This is a genomic window from Enterobacter cloacae complex sp. 2024EL-00227, from assembly GCF_043945315.1.
Lineage (GTDB): Bacteria > Pseudomonadota > Gammaproteobacteria > Enterobacterales > Enterobacteriaceae > Enterobacter > Enterobacter roggenkampii.
Map to the genome: position 1 here is coordinate 69,982 of NZ_JBIMQP010000010.1, position 21,308 is coordinate 91,289.

The window sequence follows — 21,308 nt, forward strand, 5'->3', positions numbered from 1 at the left end:
TTTCTACATTTTTAAAACTATTTTTCTGGATTGATATAAGTATACCTACTATCAATCTTTAGACCAAGGTCATTACTTATTTTAAGTACTTGCAAGTATTCCTCTTTACTGATCGCAACATCATTATCAGCAATATGATCGCATAACGTTTCGAAAGCCAATACAATTTCTGAAAAGCCAAGATAATCAAGAGCAAAGTCAACTAACGAAGGTTCAAGACGACCTTTTAACCCTTCGCCAAAATATCTAATTTCGTCATTAATATCCATTTCACCTACGCTATTTCTTAATAGGTTTTAAAGTTGGAGGGGTAGGATTTCTTTCCGGAAACGCTGTTACAATTTTCCTCTAGCGGGTTCGTATACTACACGAACTCTTACACTATCTCGTTCTTCCCAAGCAAACCACCTTGCTGGCCTTACTGCGTTTATATACGTACCGCAAGTACTGGTCCTCGCAGGGACTCATAGGCCGCTTTCTGGGCATCGTTTAACTAACTGAGCTGGGAAAGATCATAGAGCGAGGCCACATAGATGAGATACAATTGCTCATCTTGTTGTGACAATGTACACATTGCTGATGTGGATGCACCAATCCCCAGTTAGGCCCCCAGACCACTGGCAACCAGCCGATCACGGCAAGTAGAAGTTTTCAGACATCCCTGCGCAGCCAGTTTACCGCCCTGTATAACGACACTCAGCGAGTTATTCTATACTACAAATCATCTTCAGAAATTACATCTACAGCTCCACAGGCTTTAAATAACCATTTCAATGAGCCGGACATAAAAGGTGAGTCAAGTGATGTTACTTCTATTACAAAATGAGTGTTTTCTAACGGTGGTTCAAACTGAATGGCATTCCACCAAAACCATTCCCGTTCCTCAGGTTCTAACCACGATAACCAGCTTGATAAAGTCCAACGCTCATCTTGCGCTGCTTCTTTTATTTTTTCATTATATGCAAGCTGCTCCCATCTTATCTGGGCTTCTATTTTTTCTTGCTTTGTTAATTCTGCAAGGCAGTTACTTACAAACTGCGAAGGAAGAATTTTATTCCAATACTCAAGTGACGGCCATGCTTCAAGTGAATGTTTATTTACAATTAATATGACTTCTTTTGCCAATTGCAAAACAAAAAAAGCATTAGAATCACATGACACTATAAATCTAGCGATACCTACACCTGTTGCTTTTTGTGTTGGCAATGGAGGAAAAGTTAACCTTTCCCGTTCAAGTAAGATTTGTCTTTCCATTTCAGCGCTTATACTCATCTTTTCCTGACCCCCGGATAATTTTATCTTGCAGATCTTTTAATTTTTCAGGCCTTATACCATATTGATCATCCGCTTTTGTCGGATCAGCAATAACAGGTTTACCTTTATTTTCTGGCAACCGAGCTACATTTTCCTTAACCGCAGAGTTTCTTAAATCATTTAGAACAGATGTAGGCACATCAAATGTTTTTATTGTAGCACCTTCCATGTTTTGCGAAATACGTTTTTGCAAAAATTCTTGGGCGCGCGCTTTGTCACCAAAATTCAAATATAAGGTTGTTTCGCCTGTTATTGTGACTTGGCCTTTTTCACCGATCAGAACGCGTGTGTTAGGGACACCTTCAACCCGATATACAGTGACTGTAGAACCTGTTTTCGGATCTCTGATTGCCCCGCCGGTCTTTAGCACATTCAACGCAGCACTGGTGCCCATACCCGCAATGATTGACAATCCTTCTGAAGCAACCACTAGTCCTTTGCCAAACTCGCTCGTATTCTGACTGATAACCGCATTGTCTTTCGCTGTTTCCTGAGCAACCAGTTTTGCTACATCGGGATCTATATTCAGGAATGGACCATTCTCCAGTATTTCACTTTGAGCATCATTAGCCGCATCACGCGAGAACCCACAAGTATCAGGGTTGGCTTTACAAGAAGCCTTAATTTTATCCCTGTCTTTTTGGGACTGTTTCCGGGCATCTTCCAGAATAGGTTCTATATCTTCACCTTTCTCTTTCGCTGCCTTCACTTTTCTGTCGAGCGCATACATATCACCAGAGAGAAAGTTATTCTCAACCGTCGTTTTGCCCGCCTGAGCCGCCGCTGCCGCATTCGCGCTGCTGTCTCCGACAAGCCCGCCAGCCAGGCCAGAAGCCAGTGTCGCCAGCGCAGATACCGTCTGTTTTTCTTCCTCGCTCAGTTCGCTGACCTGTTTGCCAAAACCGTCAACCGCAATCTTACCAGCCAGCTCACCCACCGCTGCACCGGTTGCGGCCGACGCCGCATCTCTGCCGGAAGCGGCTGCAAGTGCGGCGTTGACAACCGCATGGGCCAGCACGCGTCCCTTAAGATCCTTCTCCGGGATGGCATTCGCGATGGCATTGGCGATATACGGCGCGGCACCGCCCGCAATCGCAGCTTTAATGTCACCACCTGCCAGCGCCTGAATGGCCGCCGTTGCTGCCGTGATGGCGCGCTGGGTGCTCGGCCCCGTTCCCATGCCAGACTGGTTAAACGCTTCGTTATAGAAGGTCTGGTACATCTGGTCATGAATCGCCTGATCGGTAACCTCTTTACCGTCTTTTTTCAGCTGGCTGATGGCGGCGTTACGCGCATCGCTGCCCGCGGTTTTCATCTTCTCGTTGGCCGCTTCCGTGGCCGCAATCTTGCCGTTGGTGCGCGCAATATCCGCAACCTGATTGCCGATCTCGCCAATCATTTGCGCGGTTTGCAGGCGTTTCTGCTCTTTCTCTTTGTTAAAGATCGGGTCGAGGCTGCCGTTGGCATGGTCAGTGTCACGGCTGAGCGTGCTGACGTCCTGCTTCTGGTTAGCCTGGTCGCGAACAATGATAGCACCGTCGGCTACCGCTGACTGCGTGGCCGCAGCCGCTAAAGCTGATACGTATCCTTGACCTGGCCTTCCCCATCTGCGTGTTTTACAGCGACAACACCGGCGGAGTTATCCGAAGGTACCCACAGATGCTACCCGCCCTGGCGAGCTTAATCGCCGAGGCCAGCCGCTACTCGCAGATCTGGCTCACCAGCCACTCGCCGGAGCTGGCGACGTTGATTGAGAAGCAGCGATCGTTTTCGCTGTATCAGCTTCGATGGCGGAGGGGGAGACGCGGGTGGAGAGGCTGGGGTAGTCTCAATGGGCACGGAGGCAGTTTTTTCGCATCTCGCTTCAGTGAAGCATGCCAATAAAGAACCCCAGATACCCGGCCCTGCTTAACCATATAAAGGGGCTGGTAAGGCCGGATCGCCGGATATTAATCAACTCTCTCATGGGGGCCAGGCCATCATTTTTTATAACGACATTTTTTGCACAATAGCGGCAATGCATAATCAGAAATAAAATTCCGGCGATCGCAAAACCAAAATAACTTTCGCGACTTCCCCAAAAATGAGTGCTTAATTTTAAATAAATTAATCCCCAGATACTGACTAAAAAGACGATAAATGAACATGCTGCAATGTTCATGTCTCGCTTACTACCCAGACCAAAAAAGAGTGCGTCAAAGAAAAACATCGGGGTAAACGGTGACTGGACGCTTTTTCCCGTCGCTTTACTAAAACGGAAAAAACGACCGTTCCGACGAAAAATGCGACGGTCATTTTTTTAGCAAATTGGCGATCCATAACATTACACCGGCGAAAATACCAATACATATACTTATTTTACCTAAAAACAAAACAATATCCGATGAAAAAGACATTGGTATTCCTTTATATGCTAAGAAAAAAACCTCCCCACATGCATATAAAACGATCCCTGTCAGAAAAATCGAAACCATACTAAATGCTATAAAAAAAACCAAAGGAAGAGTGTATTTTAGTATTTTCATTTGCCATCTCCTGCTTGCTTCATTTTATACTCTGTATACTTACCTCCAAGTTCTGACGAGATACTACCACCAATGTCACCAATCGAGCTTGGGACATTGCTTGGTTTCATTTCTTTTGAAAGACCATAATCTCCTTTTACTTCAGTAAACTGTCTCAACTCGGCGTTAAACTTGGGATCCCAGCCACCTTTCCACCAGTTAGCGCCAGCATTAACTCCCCATTTAAGGCCGTTGCCAACGCCATAACCCACAAGAGAACCTGCGCCATTTACTACCGCACCAGAAATTGGGTCTTTCCCTTCAAGCCAGTTTCCTAATGCACCTCCAGCCGCATTCCAGCCAATCGTTCCTGCAATACTATTCCCGGCACTGATCACGTTAACCCAGCCACCGATAACAGCTGTTGTTGGGTCTATAGTTCCATCAGACAGATAGTTGATACCGGCATTAGCACCTGCGCCTAATCCCCATAAGGCCTGAGCGCTACCTGGCAGCAAAGCAACAGTACCTGTCGCTAATGCCCCAGCATAAGCTTTATTAACGGCTTCGCCTCGCTTACAGGCTTCACCACCTGGAGCATCGGTGCATGAAAGTACATCAGCTCCATGTGCTTGAGCTGCCTTAACCTGATCGATTTCCGTTCCAAGGAAATTATTCTCAACAACTACAGCACCACAAGTGATGCTGTAGTCTGGGATTTATACATCAATTAAGAAGTTTCGTTGATACGTTGCCAATATCGAAGAACTCTTTAAAGACCCTGACAACAAGATCAAAATCTTTTGTCAGTTGTCGTTCAGGCCAGTAATCCCCATAAATCTGTATTTTTTTCTCCATACCAGATTTCGATTTATCCCAATAGGAACGAACCGTTAAATCAGATTCCGAGCACTCTAGTAACGTCAAGAGATAGAAGCCATCATCTGTAGATACTGCTAAATTCATCGGCCCAATATCAGGTTCGGGGACAATGCGGAGTCTTACACCGCCAGTATTCCCCCTCAATTTCATCAGGAATTCTTCTACATCATTCCACTTGGGGGCACGAACCCGTGAAAAAGAGTTTCTGGTGTACAGATAGAAATCGACTTCAAACTCATCTTTCATAAGTTTCGTTCCTGGTGAATTTTTTCATCCCTTTTTCCCAATACAAAGTATCTCCGCTTTTCTCTTCAAAAATAGTAAGCGATTTCAAGCCAGATTTTTCAGCCATACTTTTTATATCGCTGAGACAGTAACCGCAAACTGGCTTACCAGATACTTTCATTTCCATGCTACGACCCGTTGTCATACCCTGCTCGTAGGCTTGTTGGATAGTACCAACTTCTGCATGAGCGGTAGCCATATTTCCATTTGGGAAATTTTTATCCGGTTGGTTAATTACTTTTGCCTGCACTACATCATTGATAAGCGTTGGCTTGCTGGCATCCCCCAAGAAGAAATCAGCTCTGTTCCCCTGATTCGTATCCGTGAAGACTTTTCCTGTCTGAGGATCTGTCAATTCAGCAGTAACTTTGGGAATAGAAGAATGGGCATTTTTATCAATAGACTGAGAATTCTCTGTCCAGCCAGCACCTTTATTTGGAGAAACAATACCTGTTTCAGTTTTGGTGATAACGCTGTTCCCTGCTGCGCCACCAAATATAGCAGCCGTTCCGAGACCAACATTCAGAGCTCCGTTACTATAGTTACCATCAGCAATCTGACCTATCCCCGTACCTGTCTGGTATGCACCTCCCGCAGCCACAACTCCACGCACCAGAGTACCAGGGGCTCCAGGAAGGACCATCAAAGCATCTGTACCCACTGCGGCTTGACCTGACTGAACACCGTGCATTTTCAGATAGCTCAGCGCCTCATTATAGGCTTTGGCATCAGCTGCCGATGCCACAAAAGCTCCGCCCTTCGCCAGGGACTGTATCGCTTGTGCCGCTTGCTGCTCTGAGTAACCGTAAACAGTCTGGAGTTCATAGCCATACTGATTAAGTAACCCGGCAAGTTCTTGCTTTTCTGCATCATTCAGCTGACCATTCTGGTATTTATTCAGAAGCCCATTATTGGCTTTGTCCTCATTGGTCAGACGAACAATATCCTGTGATGCCTGAAGAAGGTTCTTACCATTTTTTTGATCTTCAAGCGCTTTATTAAGTGCATCATTTTTTGAAGCGCTAAGGAAGTTATTCTCCACAGTATTCTTTCCTGCACTGGCTCCAGCCGCCGCACCAGCCGTATTTCCCCCGGCAATCCCGCCAGCTATGCCCGCTGAAACAGATGCCAGCGTACTCACGGTCTGCTTCTGCTCTTCCGTCAGCTTCGACGGGTCAGTATCGGGATAGAACTGTTTGGCAATCGCTGTCGCAATCAGTTCGCCGGATGCGGCCCCCACAGCACCCGCTGCGGCACTGTTGCCCTGAAGGGCTGCGGTTACGCCGCCGAGGATGGCATGGGCAATCGCTTTTGCCGCCGTATCGTCATCAATGCCTGCATGATGGCCGATGATGTTCGCCAGCTCCGGTGCTGACGCGCCCGCCAGCGCCCCTCCGATATTGCCGCCCGCCAGTCCCTGCAGCGCTGCCGTAGCCGCCTGGATGCCGCGCTGCATGGCGCTGCCGGTTCCGTAGGTCACCATCACGTTTTTGTATGCCTGGGTATCACGCAGTTTCGCAAGATAGTTCTGGCGCTCTTTTTCTGTCGCATTTGCGGGGAGTGTTGCGCCGGTTTCTTTCTGGGCCGCCTTCAGCCCGTTAAGATCACCCTGCGTCCTGGCAATATCCGCCACCTGGCTACCAATGTCGCTGATCATCCCAACTGCGTTCAGGCGGTTCTGCTCTTTCTCCTTGTCGAAGATTGGGCTGATGCTGTCGTTGGCATGTTCGGTGTCGCGGCTCAGATCGGCCACGTCCTGCTTCTGGTTTGCTTTGTCGCGGATAGTGAGGGAGCCCTCTGCCACGGCGGCATGCGTGGTGCCTTCCTTATGGCCTTTATTACCCGCAGCGGAGATCATGCCGCCCGGCAGGTTACCCTGGAATTTATCCCCGAAGCTGCCGCCGCCGCTCAGGCTGATACCGGAGTGCGAGGTTTTAAAGTCCGCTTCGTTGTGGATATCGCTGAAGCCCAGCGTCCCGGTATCGAGGCTGTTTTTGTCCGGCGTGGCGGTAGAGGCGATAACCGCTCCATCAAGCTGGGTATGATGCCCCACGGTGATATCGAAGCCGCCGTCCCCGGCATACAGCCCGGTTTGTTCGGCCACCGAATCAAAGCGGCTCTTCATCTTGTCCTGGCTGGCGTTGATATAGCCTGAACCGGACATAGTGCCGAAGGTGAAGCTGCCACCCGCCGCAACGCTGGTCTGCTTGCTGTCGTAGTCGCTGTTGTTCTGCTGGCTGCGCATCAGCAGGTCGTGACCAACATCTGCCACGATTTTATTGCCGTTAACCTGAGCGCCATCAAGCACGGTGTCGTGCCCGCTTTTTAGGATGACGTTTTTGCCGCTGTCGATGGTGGTTTCGGTCCAGTCGGTACCGTTGCCTTTATCCTTGCCATGCGCGGCGTTGACGTTGGCAAACACGCTGATACCCGCACCGTTGCCGCCGGCACCGATGCTCACGCCAATGCCGCCACCGCTGCTGCTGTTCTTGCCGCTGGTTCTTTGGGTATTCGCCGCGCCGGACAGCAGAATGTCGTTCTGTGCATCCAGCGTGGTGTCGCCCCCGGCTTTCAGCTGGCTGCCCGCAATCACGATGTCGCCGCTGTTCGCGCCTTTGTTTTTACCGTTCGCGGTGATGGCAAGATTGTTGCCTGCGTTCAGCGTGCTGCCTGCCACCGCATCACTCTCAGCATGCTGCTGTGATTTCGACTTCTGGGTCGTCAGCGAGAGGCTCACACCCATTGCGTTCGGGTCACCGGTGGTTGCCGCCATATCCGCTGCCTGCCCGGCCTGCACGCCGGACAGCACCGTTTTGGTGGCCTGAAGGGCTTTCAGACGGCCATCACTTTGCTCTTTGGTCTCCTGCGCCGCGCTCACGGCATTGTTAATAGCGCTACCGACGGTGCCGGAGAGCGCCACGGTGAGCCCGCTTTTCTTCTGCTCGAAGGTTTCATCCCGGGTGCGCTTGTCGTGCCCCGGCTCGATGATGACGCTGTCGCCGCTGAGGCTTAAATCTTTCCCGGCGATAAGATCCGCGCCGCCGATATGGGCCTGGTTTCCGGCAGAAATCGCGACGTTACCCCCCGTCGAGCCCACCGTACTGAAGCTCTGACTCTGGGTGGTGCCTTTCTCACGAAGATCGTGCGTGCTTTTGCTGCTGCCGATGGTGAAACCAATCCCGCCCGAGCCCATCAGGCCGGATTTTTTCTCTTCCTTAAAGCGCCAGGAGGTATCGCTGTTCGTCGCTGCCACGATATCGACGTTGTTGCCCGCCTTAAGCTTCACGTCGCCGTCGCCCGCCACGGCGGAACCGTTCACCAGCAGGTTATTGCCCGCCACCACCTGCACGTTATCGCCGCTCAGCAAAGAGCCGGATTCACGCGTCGCGCTGTTCTCCTCGATGGTGTGGGTGGTTTTCTTGCTCAGGAACCCTTTTTTGGTTTTGGTCTGCTCTTTGTAGTGATAATCGCTCTCGGTTGCGGTATTGAGATTGACGTCACGGCCCGCCGCCACGCCGATATCGCCCTTCGCCGTCACCTGCGCGGCTTCGGTGGTGACATCGCGTCCGGCGAGGATCTGGGTATTCGCCCCGCTGGCGATCTCGGTTCCCTGCTGGCGTACCGATTCGTTGATGACGGTTTTCTTGCCTGACCTATAGCTATCGCCCTGCGTGGTCTCTTCCGCAGCCAGATTCACGTCGCGACCCGCCTGCAGCCCGACGCTTTTCTCCGCCGCCAGCGCGGCGGCCTGAGCGTTGATATCCTGTCCGGCCTTCAGGACCAGGTTATCGCCTGCGGAAATCGTGGTGCGGTCGAGCCCGGTGCTGTGGGACTCGCTTTTCCCTTTACGGCTGCTTTCGCTGGTCTGTGCCGCGTTCAGATTGAGATCGTTGCCCGCGCTCAGCCCCGCGCTGCCGCCCGCCTTCACGTCGCTGGCGGTCACGTCAAGGTTGTGCCCGGCGTTCACCAGCAGATTGCCGCCCGCGGTGACGTTACTGCCCTGATACGTGACGGACGAACGGCTGGTTTTCGCCCGGCTGGAGCTGAATGCGTCGTTGATCTGATTCGCGTTGACGGCAATATCGCCCCACGCGTTCAGCAGCATATCGCCGCCGGAGGCCAGGTTCGCCCCGGTAACGGTGATGTTTTTCCCCGCCTCAAGCGACAGGCCATCCTGCGCGGTAATCGACGCCGTGTTGCCCAGCAGGGTGTCTTTCAGGCCGATCTTGCCGTACTTCCCTCCGGCGTTGATATCAATCTGCTCAACCTGGGTCAGGTTGTTGATGCTGCCGTCCAGGCTCTCCAGCGCGACCGTTTTGCCGCTGATGGTGGAGCTGATGTTATTGATATCGCCGATGGCGCTCAGGTTCAGGTCGCCGCCCGCTTTCATCAGGCCGTTGTTGAGGTTGCTGATGCTGTTCTGGCTATCGAGCGTCAGGCTGTTTTTCGCCAGCAGCGAGCTACCGCTGTTGGTGATGTCGCCGCCCTTCAGGGTGACGTTGTTACCCGCGATCACGCTACCGTTATTGACGGTGACGTCCTTCGGCGACAGGTAGAGTTTCGGCACCATCACGGTTTCGCCGTTGACGGTGGCTTTCTCCCACCACAGCAGGCTGTGGTCGAGCGCGGCAATCTGATCGACGGTCAGCGAGACGCCAAACTGCAGGCCCAGCGACTGCTGCGCCGCCGCGGCGTTGTCCATCAGATAGCGCATCTGATCCAGATCGGAACCGATGCCGTTCAGGTAGCGGTTACCGGTCTGGTTGAGCACCACGTTGGAGACATAGCGGGTATCGAACGCCGCATCACCGAGGAAGCGGTAGTCGTAATCCGGGTTCAGGTTGAGGCGGCCGAGCATGTAAGACGAGCCGAGGAACTGCTTCTCGTCGGTAAACGCCAGCCGCGTCTCCTGCGGCGCCGTGGACGACGGTTTGACCCCGAGCATTGCGTTCAGGTCGGCAAACAGGGCGGGATCGAGCTGTCCGAGACCGTTCAGTTTCGGGTTGATGCCGATCAGGTACGGGCTTTTCGGGTTATCGGAGAAGACGAAATAGCCGTTGTTGCACGACGGAAGTGGGTAAGCGCTGGTATCGACGCGCTGGCCCTGATAATGCCCGACGGCGCCGCCCTGAGCGGTTCTGAGATCGGCCGTGGTGACCCCGGCGTTCGCCAGCGCACCCAGTTGGCCGAGGTTCGCGTTGCCTTTCTGCGTGGTGCCAATGTTGCTGAGAGGCGTGCCGGACGCGCCGCCGTTTTCCAGCGCGCCGCCGCCGTTAAGCTGCTGTAGCGCACCCTGGAGCTGATCGTTCCACTGCGGCGAGTTCACCGCCACGGTGCCGGTCGTGTTCAGCCCCTGTTTTTGCACGCCGCTGCCGACGCTCTGGTTGCTGAGGGTGTTCAGCGACGGCGTGGAGATGACGTTGCTGACGCCACCAGCATTGGCGGTGGTATTAGTGTTGCTGATGTTGCTGGTGAAGTTTGCGGTAACGTTGCCGCCCGCCTGGATGACGGCGCGGTAGATTGCACCAGCTTGCGATTCAGTATTATGGCCTGTCAATGTAAAAGTCAGGTCATTATTACTGGGACGAGTGACGTATACGTCGACGCCACCACCGCCGGATGGGTGATCCATATAACTAACAGGGTCGGTAGCCACCTTTCCCTTAAAGGTATAAATTAAATATTCTGTACTTGCCCCATCCTGCCATGATTGGTTATTTAAACTTCCTCCGGAAAGATTGATATCCCGATTAGCAAGAATATTACTGGCTTCATTATTTAATGAGCCAGCACTTATGGTTATATCGCGTCCAGAGACAATTCGCCCCGCTCCACCTTGACTGGTTACGCTTGTTACCGACTCAGAAAGTATAATTTTTCGGGAGAGATAATCCTCAAATGGCGCATAATAAAATGTATAATAAGATTCACAGGGTCCCTCAGCACACCCCCCTCCGCCATGGACATACCGGTAGTCGTAATAGACACCTACGCTACCTTCAGGCATATCATCAATATTAACGACAATCTTTGGTTCCGCTGTAGAGGCCACATTTTTTGTTGTCGTCGAAGCAGTTAAACCATCCCTGCGATTTAACAGGTTGGCAGTCTTAACCGTAATATCACCATTCTGCGTCTCAATATTCCCCGACGTGTTCACCACCTGGCTGTTCGCATTTTCCGCCGCATCCCGCTGCATCCACAGGTTGTTCCCCGCCATGATGTCGCCGCGCTGGTTGATGATGCTGTCGGCAAACAGCGCCAGATTATTCGCCGCGTACAACAGCGCGGTGTTGACGATGGCGCCCGGCGCGCTCAGTGTCAGCGAGCCGCGCGTGCCGGTGAAGCCGTCCACGGTAATATTGCTCCGGCTGGCCACGGTGATGTCACCTCCGCCCTGCACCGAGCCCGCGCCGTTCAGCGCCACGCTGCTGCCGGAGAGCGTACTCGCGCCGCCGCCGGTGGTGATTTGTCCGTTGTTGCTGAGCTGCCCGCCCGCGTTCAGGTTGACCGCCTGCCCCTGCAGCACGCTGCGGTTATCGATGTCGCCGCCGCTGTTGATGGTGAGGGTTCTGCCTGCCGCCACGGCGGTTCTGCTGGTAAACGCGTTCGTCAGCTGCAGCGTTAAGTCCCCCAGGGACACCAGCTGGCCGGTCAGGTCCAGCCCCCGGCTCTGCAGCCACAGGTTGCCGCCGCTCAGCAGCTTGCCGCCCGCGCTCTGGGTTACCTGGTCGGCATTAATGTTCAGCTGCGCATTGCCGAGCAGCGTGCCGCTGTTGTTCAGCTGGCCGTAGTTAACCGTCAGCTGTCCCGCCTGGGTGGTGCCCTGGCTGGCGAAGGTGGTGCCGGTCAGGGTGGCGCGATCGGCCATCCACGTGCCGCCGTTGGTGGCGTTTGCCGCATTGAGGATCAGGTCGGTGGCCTGCAGCCAGCCGGTGCCGGTGAACTGCGGCGTGCCGAGCGTCAGGCGCGCGCCGGAGAGCAGCCTGCCGTCGTTACGCGCCTGCGAGGAGGCGGTCACGCGCGTCTCGCCGCCGCCCTGGATCAGGCCGTAGTTAAACAGCGCGGGCGTGGTCAGCGTCAGCGCATCGCGGCTGACGATTTCGCCTCCGCTGTTGTTGGTCAGCGTCCCGCTGAGGGCCAGCGTCGCGCCGTTATCGCCCTGCAGACGTCCGTTGTTGGTGAGCGCCCCGGTGGTGATGCCGAGCGTGCCCCCCTGCATTTTGCCGTCGCTGGTGACGGAGGCCGCCGTGACGTTCAGCGCCCCGCCGGACAGCAGGGTGCCGCCAGACTGCTGGCTGACCGCGCCGGTCTGGCTGAGGGTCAGGCCATTCACGCCGCTGATGGCGCCGCTGTTGCTGAGCGTGCCGCCTGTCAGCGTCAGGTTTTTCGCCGCCCACTGGCCCTGGTTCGCCAGCGTCGCGGCCTGCAGCGTTGCCGCCCCCAGCGCGGTGATCCTGCTGCCTGCGGCTCCGGTGAGCGTATCGGCCAGCGTCATCTGCAACGCACCGGCGCTCTGCACCGCGCCGCTGTTGGTGAGCGACCGGGCGTTAAGCAGAATATTCTGTGCCTGCCAGCTGCCGGCGTTGGTCACCGCGCCGGACGCAATCGTCAGAGTACCCTGGGTGAGAAGCTTACCGCCTGCGCCGTTAATCAGCTCCTGCTGCGGCGCGGCCATCGCCATGCGCGCCATCAGCCGCTGCTGCCCCTGAACGGTCAGGCTCTGCAGACCGGTTAAGGTGCCCTGGTTGTTAATGCTGTTCTGATGCAGCGCGAGGGTGTTCCCCTGCACGGTGCCGCTGTTTTTAAGCGTGCTGCCGCCGAGCGTCACATCGCCCTCGCTGAGGAGCTGCCCGCGGTTATCCAGCGTCTGTGCGGTGATATCCGCCCGGCCCTGGCTCATCAGCGAGCCGGTTGAGGTCAGCGTGCCGCCGGTCGTGGCCGTCAGCGTTCCCTGGCTGAGCAGAGACCCGCCGTGCGCCCAGTCGCTGGCGCTGATGTCTGCACCGTTCCCCTGCAGCGTGCCCTGCGTGGTCAGCTGGCCTGCATCCAGCGTCAGCATGCCGCCGGAGAGGGTGCGCGAGGTCGCGCCCGTGGTCAGCGTGGTGCCGGTGAGCGCCAGGCCGTTCGTTCCCTGCATCAGCCCGCCGTTGTTCATATCGCGGGCGGTGAGGGACAGCGTACCGCCCGTGATGCGCCCCGGGTTCGCCAGGGTGTCCGCGGTGAAGGCGGTCGCGCCGCCGCTCTGCAGCAGCCCGGTATTGGTTAACGCTCCGCTGAGCGTGCCGCTGAGTCCCGTCTGCCCGTTCACCGTGCCGCTGTTGGTGAGGGTGGTGCCGGTCATGCCCAGCGTGGCGCCCTGCAGCGTACCGGCGTTGGTCAGCTGTCCGCCCGCCAGCGTGAAGCCGCCGCCGGAGAGCCATTTACCGTTCAGCTCGTTGATAAAGCGGTCGGCGGTGGCGTTAACCGCGTTGCTGCCCTGCATCAGGCCGCTGTTGCGCAGCTCAGTACCGCCTGCTGTCAGCGTTTTGCCCGCCACCGTGCCGCTGCTGGTCAGCGTCGTCGCGTTAAGCGCGGCATCGTCGGTGGCAATGATGTTCCCCGTGTTGGTCAGGGCATTGCTCAGGCCCAAATCCAGGCTCTGCGCCTGAATATCGCCCCGGTTCGTCAGGTCGCTGCCCCGCAGGGTGAATCCGCCCTTCACCAGCAGCAGGCCGGCGTTATCGAGCGTGTCGAGGGATACGTTCAGAGGACTGCCGCTCACCAGCTGCCCGGTGGCGCCGTTGCTCAGCGCACGGGTGGTCAGCGCCAGCGTGTCGTTACCCTGAAGGATCCCGGTGTTGTTCAGCTGCGCAGCCTTCACCGTGAGGGCTTTCCCGGCCAGCTGGCCGTCGTTAAACAGCTGCGCCGCCGTCAGCGTGAACAGATTTTGGCTGAGCAGGGCGCCCGTGTTATCCAGCCTGCCGGTCGCGGAAAGGGTCAGGGCATCCAGCGTCTGAACGCTGCCCTGGTTATTCAGGCTCCCGGCGTCAAGCGTCGCGCTGCGCCCCTGAAGGCTGCCCGCGTTGCTGAGGGTTTGTCCGCTGAGCGTCAGGGTCTCGCCGCCCGTCACCTGCCCCTGAGGCTGGTTCGTGAAGGTGTTCCCGGACCAGGCCAGCGTGCTGCTGCCCTGAAGCAGGCCGCTGTTCTGCAGGTCGCCCCGCAGGGTCAGCACTTTTGCCAGCAGCTGGCCCCGGTTATCGGTCCTGTCGGCCTGGACGTCCAGCGCCAGCTGGCTGAGCACCTTGCCGCTGTTGGTCAGCGTGCCGGCCACCGCAGCCGTCACGCCCGCTTCCCCCAGCGCGTTGCCGGTGTTCATCCACTCACCGGTCGCGAGGTTCAGGGTGTTGCCCTGCAGCAGCCCGGCGTTGTTCAGGGTGGTGTGGTGCAGGTCGAGCGCGCCGCCGGAGAGCAGCATGCCCGCCTGCTGGTTGCTGAGCTGTGTCCCGGTCGCCGTGAGGGAGTGTGTCCCCTGCAGCGTGCCGCCGTTGGTCACCGACGCGCTGTTAAACTGCGCGTCGGTGCCGGCCATCAGCCCGCTGTTCGTCAGGCTGGCGGTGGTCAGCGTCAGGCCGTTCCGGGCAATCACCCGCCCGTCGGCATCGTTGCTGGCCTGTCGGGTCAGGTTCAGCAGCAGCGCGGTGGCGCTGAGCTCGCCGCTGTTGGCCAGCGTGTCGCCACCGAGCGTCAGCGTTCCGCTGCTGCGCAGCGCGCCACGGTTAGTGAGGTCTGCCACGCCGAGCGTCAGCGCCGAGTCCCCCTCGACGGTGCCCTGGTTTTGCAGGCTGTCCGCCGTGATGTGCAGGTCGCTGGCCGCAATATTGCCCGCGTTAGCAAACGCAGTGCCGTTCAGGGTGAGCCGGTCGTCCGCCAGCAGGCGTCCGGTATCGGTGTTGGTCAGGCTGAGGTAGTCGCTGCTCAGGCTGACGCCGTTGATTTCTCCCTGGTTTGTCAGCGTGTCGCCCCGGAGGCGCAATGTGCCGTCAGTGGTGATAAGCCCGCTGTTAGACAGCACCGGAAGGTTCAGCGTTAAATCCTGCGTGCTGTAGACCGATCCGCCCGCGAGGTTTGTGAGTGACCCGGTCTTCAGGCCGAGCAGGGTGGTCCCCTGCAGCAACCCGCTGTTCTCCACCGAGGCAGCGTCCAGCGCCAGCGTACCGGCAACCAGCGTACCGCTGCTGGTGATGCGGTCAGGAGCCGTCAGGGTCATGCGATCCGCTTTTGCGACGCCGGACTGGAGGATGTTCTGTCCGCTGAGCGCGATGGCGCTGGCGGTAAGCTCTCCGCCGCTGGTCAGGTCGCCGGTTGCGTTAAAACTCAGCGCGTTACCGGTGGATTTCCCGGCGTGCGCAATCGTGCCCGCCGTCACCGACAGAGCACCCTTCGCCGCCTGCGTGCCGTTCAGCGCGGCATTCTGCGCCTGCAGGGTAAGCCCCTGCCCGCTCTGCAGATGCGCATCCCGGCCGGTGGTCAGGTCGCCGGTGCTGACGGTTAAGGCCCCCGCCGCGTCCGTCTGCCCGTTCAGGCTGGCGCTGCGGGTCGCGGAAATCTGTACATTGCCCTGGCTGGTGGTGCGGGATGCCTGACCGCTGGTCAGGGTGCCGGTCTGCGCCGTCAGCGCCGTCGCGCCGGACAGGGTGCCATTCTGTTCCAGCACGTCTGCCGTCACGCTCATCGCCCCGTCAGCCAGCAGGCTGCCGCTGTTACGCAGGGCCTGCTGCGCCGTGACGTTCGCATTGCCCTTCGCGCTCAGCGTGCCCCGCTGCTCCAGGGTATCAACGCTCAGCGCCAGGTTGCCTGCGCTCTGCAGGGTACCGCTGTTAGTGACCGTCTGCCCCTTCAGGGTGACGTCGTTACCCTGCACCGTGCCGCCGTTTGTCAGCTCTCCCGCGTTCACGTCAAGGTGGCCTTTCGCCGCCAGCTGGCCGCTGCTGGACACCCTGTCGCCGGAGAGGGCAATGTCGCGCCCCGCATTCACCTGCCCCTGATTACTGATGGCGCTGCCCGTCAGGCGGACATCGCCCGTGGCATCGGCCCGGCTCTGGCCGTCCATCACCAGCTGTCCGCCGCTCAGGGCCAGATTCTCTCCTGCCGAGACCGCACTGGCCGTGGATGACAGCGTGCCGCCGCTGCTGAGGGTCGCGCGGGTATCGCTACCGCTGCGGGTATTCGTCAGCGTGATATCTTTCCCGGCCGCCACGCTGAGCGCGCCTTTGCTGGTGACGCTACCGCCGCGCTGCGTCAGGCTGCCGTCGGTGGACAGCGTGGTGTCGGCCTGACCCGTCAGCGTCGCATCCGCAAGCGCCATTCCCTGTTTGCTCGCGACGGTTAGCGCCCCGCCCTGTGCCGACACGCCGCCGCCGTTGACGGTCAGGGTATCTTTACTGTCCAGCGTCGCCGCGCCGCGGGAGACCAGGGAGGTATTGCTGAGCGTCATCCCCTGCCCGCTGCTCACCGCAAGCGCGCCCGCGCTGTTTGTCCCGCCGCCCGTCGTCTGCACTTTCCCCGCAGCGGAAAGGCGCATATCGCCCTGGCTGGCGAGCGTGCTGTTATTGAGTTCCACATCCTGCGAGCTGGCCACATTCAGCGCGCCACCGGACTGATGGCTGCCGTTGAGGGCCACTCCCGCGCCGTTCGCGGTAATCGATCCGCTGGCCAGGCTGTTCGTGACCGTCAGTTTCCCGCCCGCGTCCAGCTGAATATCGCCCTGGCGCGCGGTAAGGTTGCCGAGGTTCACCCCCACGCCCGTCTCGCTGGAGACCAGGCGGATACGGTTGGCATACATCCCGCCGAGCGCGCCGGTATCCACGGCCACCACGGGCGCGGCGCCCTCACCGGCAATCGGCCTGACGCTGCCGTCTGCGCCCACGCGGTTCGCCCCTGCCGTTACCGTCAGGTCGTTCGCATGTATCGCGGCGTTCACTTCCGTCGCGCGCGCAATAATCGACAGCGCGTCACTCTTGCTGGCATCCAGCCCCTGGCCTTCAACCGTGATGGCGCCTTTCGTCACCTCAAGCGCCTGCAGGTTACCGCTGGCGTCGAACTGCGGTTTCCCCGTGGTCAGGGTGACGTTCGGGGTGTTGATAAATCCGCACCCGTTACAGGTAATGCCGTACGGGTTGGCCACCATGACGTTTGCTGCTTTACCGGCGACTTCCGTATAGCCCTGCAGCTGCGAGCGGCTGGCCCCCGTGACTTCGTTGATAATGCCTTTCGCTTCCCGCCCGGCCTGCAGGTTGGGGTTGTTCTGGATAAGCCCGCCCAGCTGGGTCCGGGTTAAACGGTCCGTGCCGTTGTTGAGGATAAGCCCCTCTTTGCCGACGTTATACTCACCGAACTGGTTATGCGAGATACCCGCCCCGTTGGGCGTGGCGATGTTGACGACCGGCACCCCGTTCCCCGCCCGATCGACCGTGGTCTGCCCGGTCGGCGTAAGCGCCGCCGCGACGGCAGGTGCCATCGGCTGCCAGACCATCAGGCCGCAGACAATCCAGCTGATCAGACGCTGCGAGAAACGAACGGGTGGGTGACGGGTATCCATAGTCGTAGAGTCTCTTAAAGCATGAAGGCAATGCGCCAGTTAACGCTCACATGATCCGGGCCGAGCCAGTCGGGGTAGTGCAGGGGCGTACCGACCGAAATCTGGCTGCTGTACCCGCGCCCTGCGCTGCTCAGCCCCACCGAGCCTCCCCATAACGTGCCGGAGGCAAAGCGGTCCTGACGGTCTTTTTCCAGCCAGCCGCCGTCAACGGCGACCGTTGCGCTCACCGCGCCAATCACCGGAAGGGTGAAGAGGGAATACCCCAGCTCGTTGCGCCAGTAGCCGCCGTTGTCCCCGGACAGATACTGCTCTTTAAAACCGCGTACGGAGCTTTCGCCGCCGAGCGTCAGGCGCTCGGAGCCGTACAGCCGGTCGGGCGACCACTGGCCGTAGGCGCTGGTCAGCCACCAGGCGTTACGGGCGACTGGACGCTGGAAGCTGGCGTTCAGGCTCCATTTACGGAATTCCGCGCGCGGCATATCCCCGGACTTATCTTCGTCGGTTTCGGCATTGAACCACGGCATGCCGTGGCTCCAGGTCGGGTTGAAGGTCGCCACGCCGCCCAGCATTTTTTGCGTGTGCGTAATGCCCAGAATCAGGCTGGAGAGGTTGCGCGTGCTGCTCTGAAGCGGCGCGTCGTTGAGCCAGTTGCGGCTGGATCGCTGAACCACGCCTGCCGCAATGCCGGTTTTCACCTCCCCGTTGCGGAAGACCACCCAGGACGCGTTAACGCGGTGGGTTTTGGTATCGCCCGTGGAGAGCCAGTTGAATCCCTGGTTACTGATGGTGGTCCGGTAGTTACTCCAGGCGTAGCTGTAGTCCAGTAATCCGTAGCCAAACGGCACGCTGACGCCCGCCTGGAAATTCTGCGCATCGTACGCGCTGGCAAAATCGCTGCTGCGCCCGCCGCTGACAAACCATTTATCCGCCAGCCCCAGCATATTATTCGCGGTGAGCACGCCGCTCAGCTGATCTTCGCCGGTACTCTTCTGCCCGCTATTATCCAGGCTTACCGATGCACTTAAGGGAAATTCCGGCTTTGCCGTAAGATTAACAATGGAATATCCGGCCTGCGTTCCCGGAAGAATTTCAATCTGAACCGGCTCGGTACGCAAACGGTTAATTTGCTCCATGCCCTGTTCGATGTCGCGTAAATTAAGGATGCCGCCCACCCGTCCCGGAAACGCCATTTTCAGCATACGCGGCGTTTCGCCTTCCAGACGGATCGCTTCCAGTCTGCCTTCCAGCACAACAATATTCAGCTGACCGCCGGAGAGATCCTGCTCGGTAAGAAAAGCGCGGCTGGTGATATATCCCCGGCTGATATACCAGTCAGAAATATGGGCGAGAAGTTCCGTTATTTTCGCCATATCCAGACAGCGGCCCTGCCACGGCGCGACAAGGGTCTGCCGGGTTTTCGGGGAGATTAAGGTCGCACCGGAAAGGGTAATGGTATGAATGGTGAAACAGGGTCCGGAGCCGGTAACCGGCAGCGGTCTGGCGGGCGCGGGGCGAGGAATACTCCGCTCCAGCTCCTCACGCTGTTGCTGGTTCTGTAATAAAAGCTGCTGCTGTTGCTGTTGAATGGAATCGCGATCGGCTGGCGATAAAGGTGCAGCACTCACCCTCGCTGAAAAAAGCGAAAACAATAAGATAGCAACGGCATAATTTACTAATGAAATTATTCTAATTTTTATTTCGGCGCTATTCATCCATGCCACAAAAATGTCCGCAATGATTATTTTTGTAATATAAGAGTTTTCTTAAAGCGAGTATATCTAATTTGAATTAGGGCACCTAAAATTAATAGTTCTTTCAGAAGAGTGAGAAGGATATTAAGAGAAAATAAGAAAGGATTTAACTCACCCTTAAATCTTGAGTTAGCCGTAATACACTAGGCATGAAGCCGAAACGTCTTTCGCCACTCCGCCGGACTCACCCCAAAACGCGCCTTAAACTGCTGTCGCCAGGTGACGGCGGAATTAAATCCCACCAGCTCAGCCACGCGTTCAATCGGCATATTTCCGGCTTCCAGCAAAATCTGGCTGCGCCGCAGGCGTTCGGCGGTCAGCCAGTCGGCGACGCTCATCCCTGTAGCGTTAACAAAGTGACGGGTCAGGGTGCGGCGGCTCATCGAGACCACCTCAGCCAGCGAGTCCAGACTATGTTGTTCGGTGATGTGCTGCTGCAGGTAGTCGATCAGGCAGTTAATGCGTCCATCGCGGGTATCTTTAGGCACCGGCTGGGCGATGAACTGCGCCTGCCCGCCCTCGCGGTGGGGCGGAACAATCATCCGGCGGGCAATCTGGTTAGCAACCACGCTGCCAAAGCGCTGACGAATGATATACAGGCAGCAGTCGAGGGCTGCGGCAGTCCCGGCGGAGGTGATGATATTGCCGTCATCCACGTAAAGGGCATTAATATCCAGCCGAACGTTCGGGAAGAGCGACTGAAACTGACGTTCGAACTCCCAGTGGGTGGCCGCACGTTTGCCGTCGAGGATCCCCGCCCAGGCCAGCACAAACGACCCCAGACACAGCCCGACGATTTCTGCGCCGCGGTCTCTCGCCTGTACCAGGCTGTCGAGCAGCGTCTGGGGCGGGCGTTCAAGAACGTGCTGCCAGTAGGGAACGACAACAATATCGGCCTGCCCAATGGCGGTAAAATCCTGCGTGGCGTTGAGGGCAAATCCGTCTTTTGAGGTGAGGAACCCTGGCGTTTCGGCGCAGATCGCCACGTTAAAGCGCTTTTCTCCGGAGACCGAGTCGCCAAACAGAATGCAGGGAACGGAGTAGTGGAACGGGCTGAACCCGTCTACTGCGACAATCGCGACGTTGACTAGCGACATTTGTCTCTCCTTTCCCTTTCAGACACTCAGAATATAACGGTTTCGCCATCCTCAGGAATACTCACCGCGTCACTCACCTGGTTGGCTTCTACGTACTCACGCAGCGCGCTGCGGGTCAACAGGCAGTGGTTAATGGCCTCCATATGGCTCGCCACAATGTTGGCCTGCGGCAGCAGGAAATGAACGTTAAGCACATCTTCCTGCCCCATAATAATGGGCCCAAAACCAATGACGTGGGCATAGCCAGCGTTCAGCACCACCACGTCCGGCTGGTGCTTTTGCAGATCGGCCGCCACCTCGTCACGCCAGACGGTATCCCCGGCAAGGTAGAGCGTCTTCTCATCAGGATGACGCAGCACCACGCCACAGGCCTCGCCCAGCCGCTCCGCCAGTTCGGGCACGGCGTATGCGCGATCGGTACCGTGCTGACCGCCGTGGGTTTTCGCTATCCGGATATCACCAAAGGTGGTTGCGTCGGTCATGACCGTCAGGTTGCTAAACCCCTGGCTGCGCAGCAGCGCGGCATCACGGTCGTTTTGCACGTAGATCGGTTTGTCTTTGGCGATCAGCTCCGCCGCGGCGCGATCCCAGTGATCGTCATGGGTATGGGTGACGATCAGCGCGTCGGCGTCCAGCAGCGTGTTGACGTCTACGGGGAGTTCGACCGTCGGGTTACGGCGTTCGGCATGGGCCGTGCCGGGGAAGCCCGGATAAGCGCCCTGCGGAGCCAGCATCGGGTCGATTAAAAAACGTTTTCCGGCGTAGGTAATCAGCTGGGTGGCGTTGCGAATGTGGGTGATGTTCATGGGCTATCCTCCGGTTGGTGTGATAAGGAGGATAGCCAGCCGTCGCGCGTCATGCTGTGGGTTAAAGGGCGATTACCGATGGAATCGGG

General features: G+C 57.4%; 9 protein-coding genes and 4 pseudogenes. 1 reads left to right on the forward strand and 12 read right to left on the reverse strand.

Features of this window, described 5'->3' with window-relative positions; all coding sequences use genetic code 11:
- Positions 1-17: 17 nt before the first annotated feature.
- The 3 genes and pseudogenes from ACHH0Z_RS17580 to ACHH0Z_RS17590 all read right to left on the reverse strand — a co-directional run.
- Positions 18-269, reverse strand: a complete 252-nt coding sequence (locus ACHH0Z_RS17580; protein WP_023326411.1) for a MafI family immunity protein — start codon at positions 267-269, stop codon at positions 18-20.
- A gap of 445 nt (positions 270-714) precedes the next feature.
- Entirely contained in the window at positions 715-1,272 is a 558-nt protein-coding gene (locus tag ACHH0Z_RS17585) for a hypothetical protein (RefSeq protein WP_023326410.1), read from the reverse strand.
- Between the two features lie 736 nt (positions 1,273-2,008).
- Positions 2,009-2,878, reverse strand: a pseudogene (locus ACHH0Z_RS17590) (VENN motif pre-toxin domain-containing protein); the annotation flags it as partial.
- Between the two features lie 86 nt (positions 2,879-2,964).
- On the opposite strand from ACHH0Z_RS17590, the pseudogene ACHH0Z_RS17595 reads away from it, so the two are divergent.
- Positions 2,965-3,140 (forward strand): annotated as a pseudogene (locus tag ACHH0Z_RS17595) (AAA family ATPase); the annotation flags it as partial.
- A 38-nt stretch (positions 3,141-3,178) separates the two neighbouring features.
- On the opposite strand, the gene ACHH0Z_RS17600 reads toward ACHH0Z_RS17595, so the two are convergent.
- The 9 genes and pseudogenes from ACHH0Z_RS17600 to ACHH0Z_RS17640 all read right to left on the reverse strand — a co-directional run bounded on the left by ACHH0Z_RS17600 (position 3,179) and on the right by ACHH0Z_RS17640 (position 21,219).
- Entirely contained in the window at positions 3,179-3,475 is a 297-nt protein-coding gene (locus ACHH0Z_RS17600) for a hypothetical protein (RefSeq protein ID WP_225828743.1), read from the reverse strand.
- A 130-nt stretch (positions 3,476-3,605) separates the two neighbouring features.
- Positions 3,606-3,839: a hypothetical protein gene (locus ACHH0Z_RS17605; RefSeq protein ID WP_021242712.1), complete on the reverse strand. Its 234-nt coding sequence runs from the start codon at positions 3,837-3,839 to the stop codon at positions 3,606-3,608.
- Positions 3,836-4,513 (reverse strand): annotated as a pseudogene (locus ACHH0Z_RS17610) (hypothetical protein); the annotation flags it as partial. The pseudogene ACHH0Z_RS17610 and the gene ACHH0Z_RS17605, both read right to left, overlap by 4 nt.
- 31 nt (positions 4,514-4,544) lie before the next feature.
- Positions 4,545-4,946: a DUF6911 family protein gene (locus ACHH0Z_RS17615; RefSeq protein ID WP_021242709.1), complete on the reverse strand. Its 402-nt coding sequence runs from the start codon at positions 4,944-4,946 to the stop codon at positions 4,545-4,547.
- Positions 4,936-16,077: a hemagglutinin repeat-containing protein gene (locus ACHH0Z_RS17620; RefSeq protein WP_395149557.1), complete on the reverse strand. Its 11,142-nt coding sequence runs from the start codon at positions 16,075-16,077 to the stop codon at positions 4,936-4,938. The genes ACHH0Z_RS17615 and ACHH0Z_RS17620 overlap by 11 nt, the downstream gene beginning before the upstream one ends.
- Before the next feature lie 678 nt (positions 16,078-16,755).
- Positions 16,756-17,565, reverse strand: a pseudogene (locus ACHH0Z_RS17625) (filamentous hemagglutinin N-terminal domain-containing protein); the annotation flags it as partial.
- A 14-nt stretch (positions 17,566-17,579) separates the two neighbouring features.
- Complete coding sequence (locus ACHH0Z_RS17630) at positions 17,580-19,277, reverse strand: ShlB/FhaC/HecB family hemolysin secretion/activation protein (protein ID WP_239519685.1); 1,698 nt, start codon at positions 19,275-19,277, stop codon at positions 17,580-17,582.
- 182 nt (positions 19,278-19,459) lie between these two features.
- Entirely contained in the window at positions 19,460-20,413 is a 954-nt protein-coding gene (locus ACHH0Z_RS17635) for a GlxA family transcriptional regulator (RefSeq protein WP_021242706.1), read from the reverse strand.
- Positions 20,414-20,439: 26 nt separating this feature from the next.
- Entirely contained in the window at positions 20,440-21,219 is a 780-nt protein-coding gene (locus ACHH0Z_RS17640; RefSeq protein ID WP_045406886.1) for an MBL fold metallo-hydrolase, read from the reverse strand.
- Between the last annotated feature and the right edge of the window lie 89 nt (positions 21,220-21,308).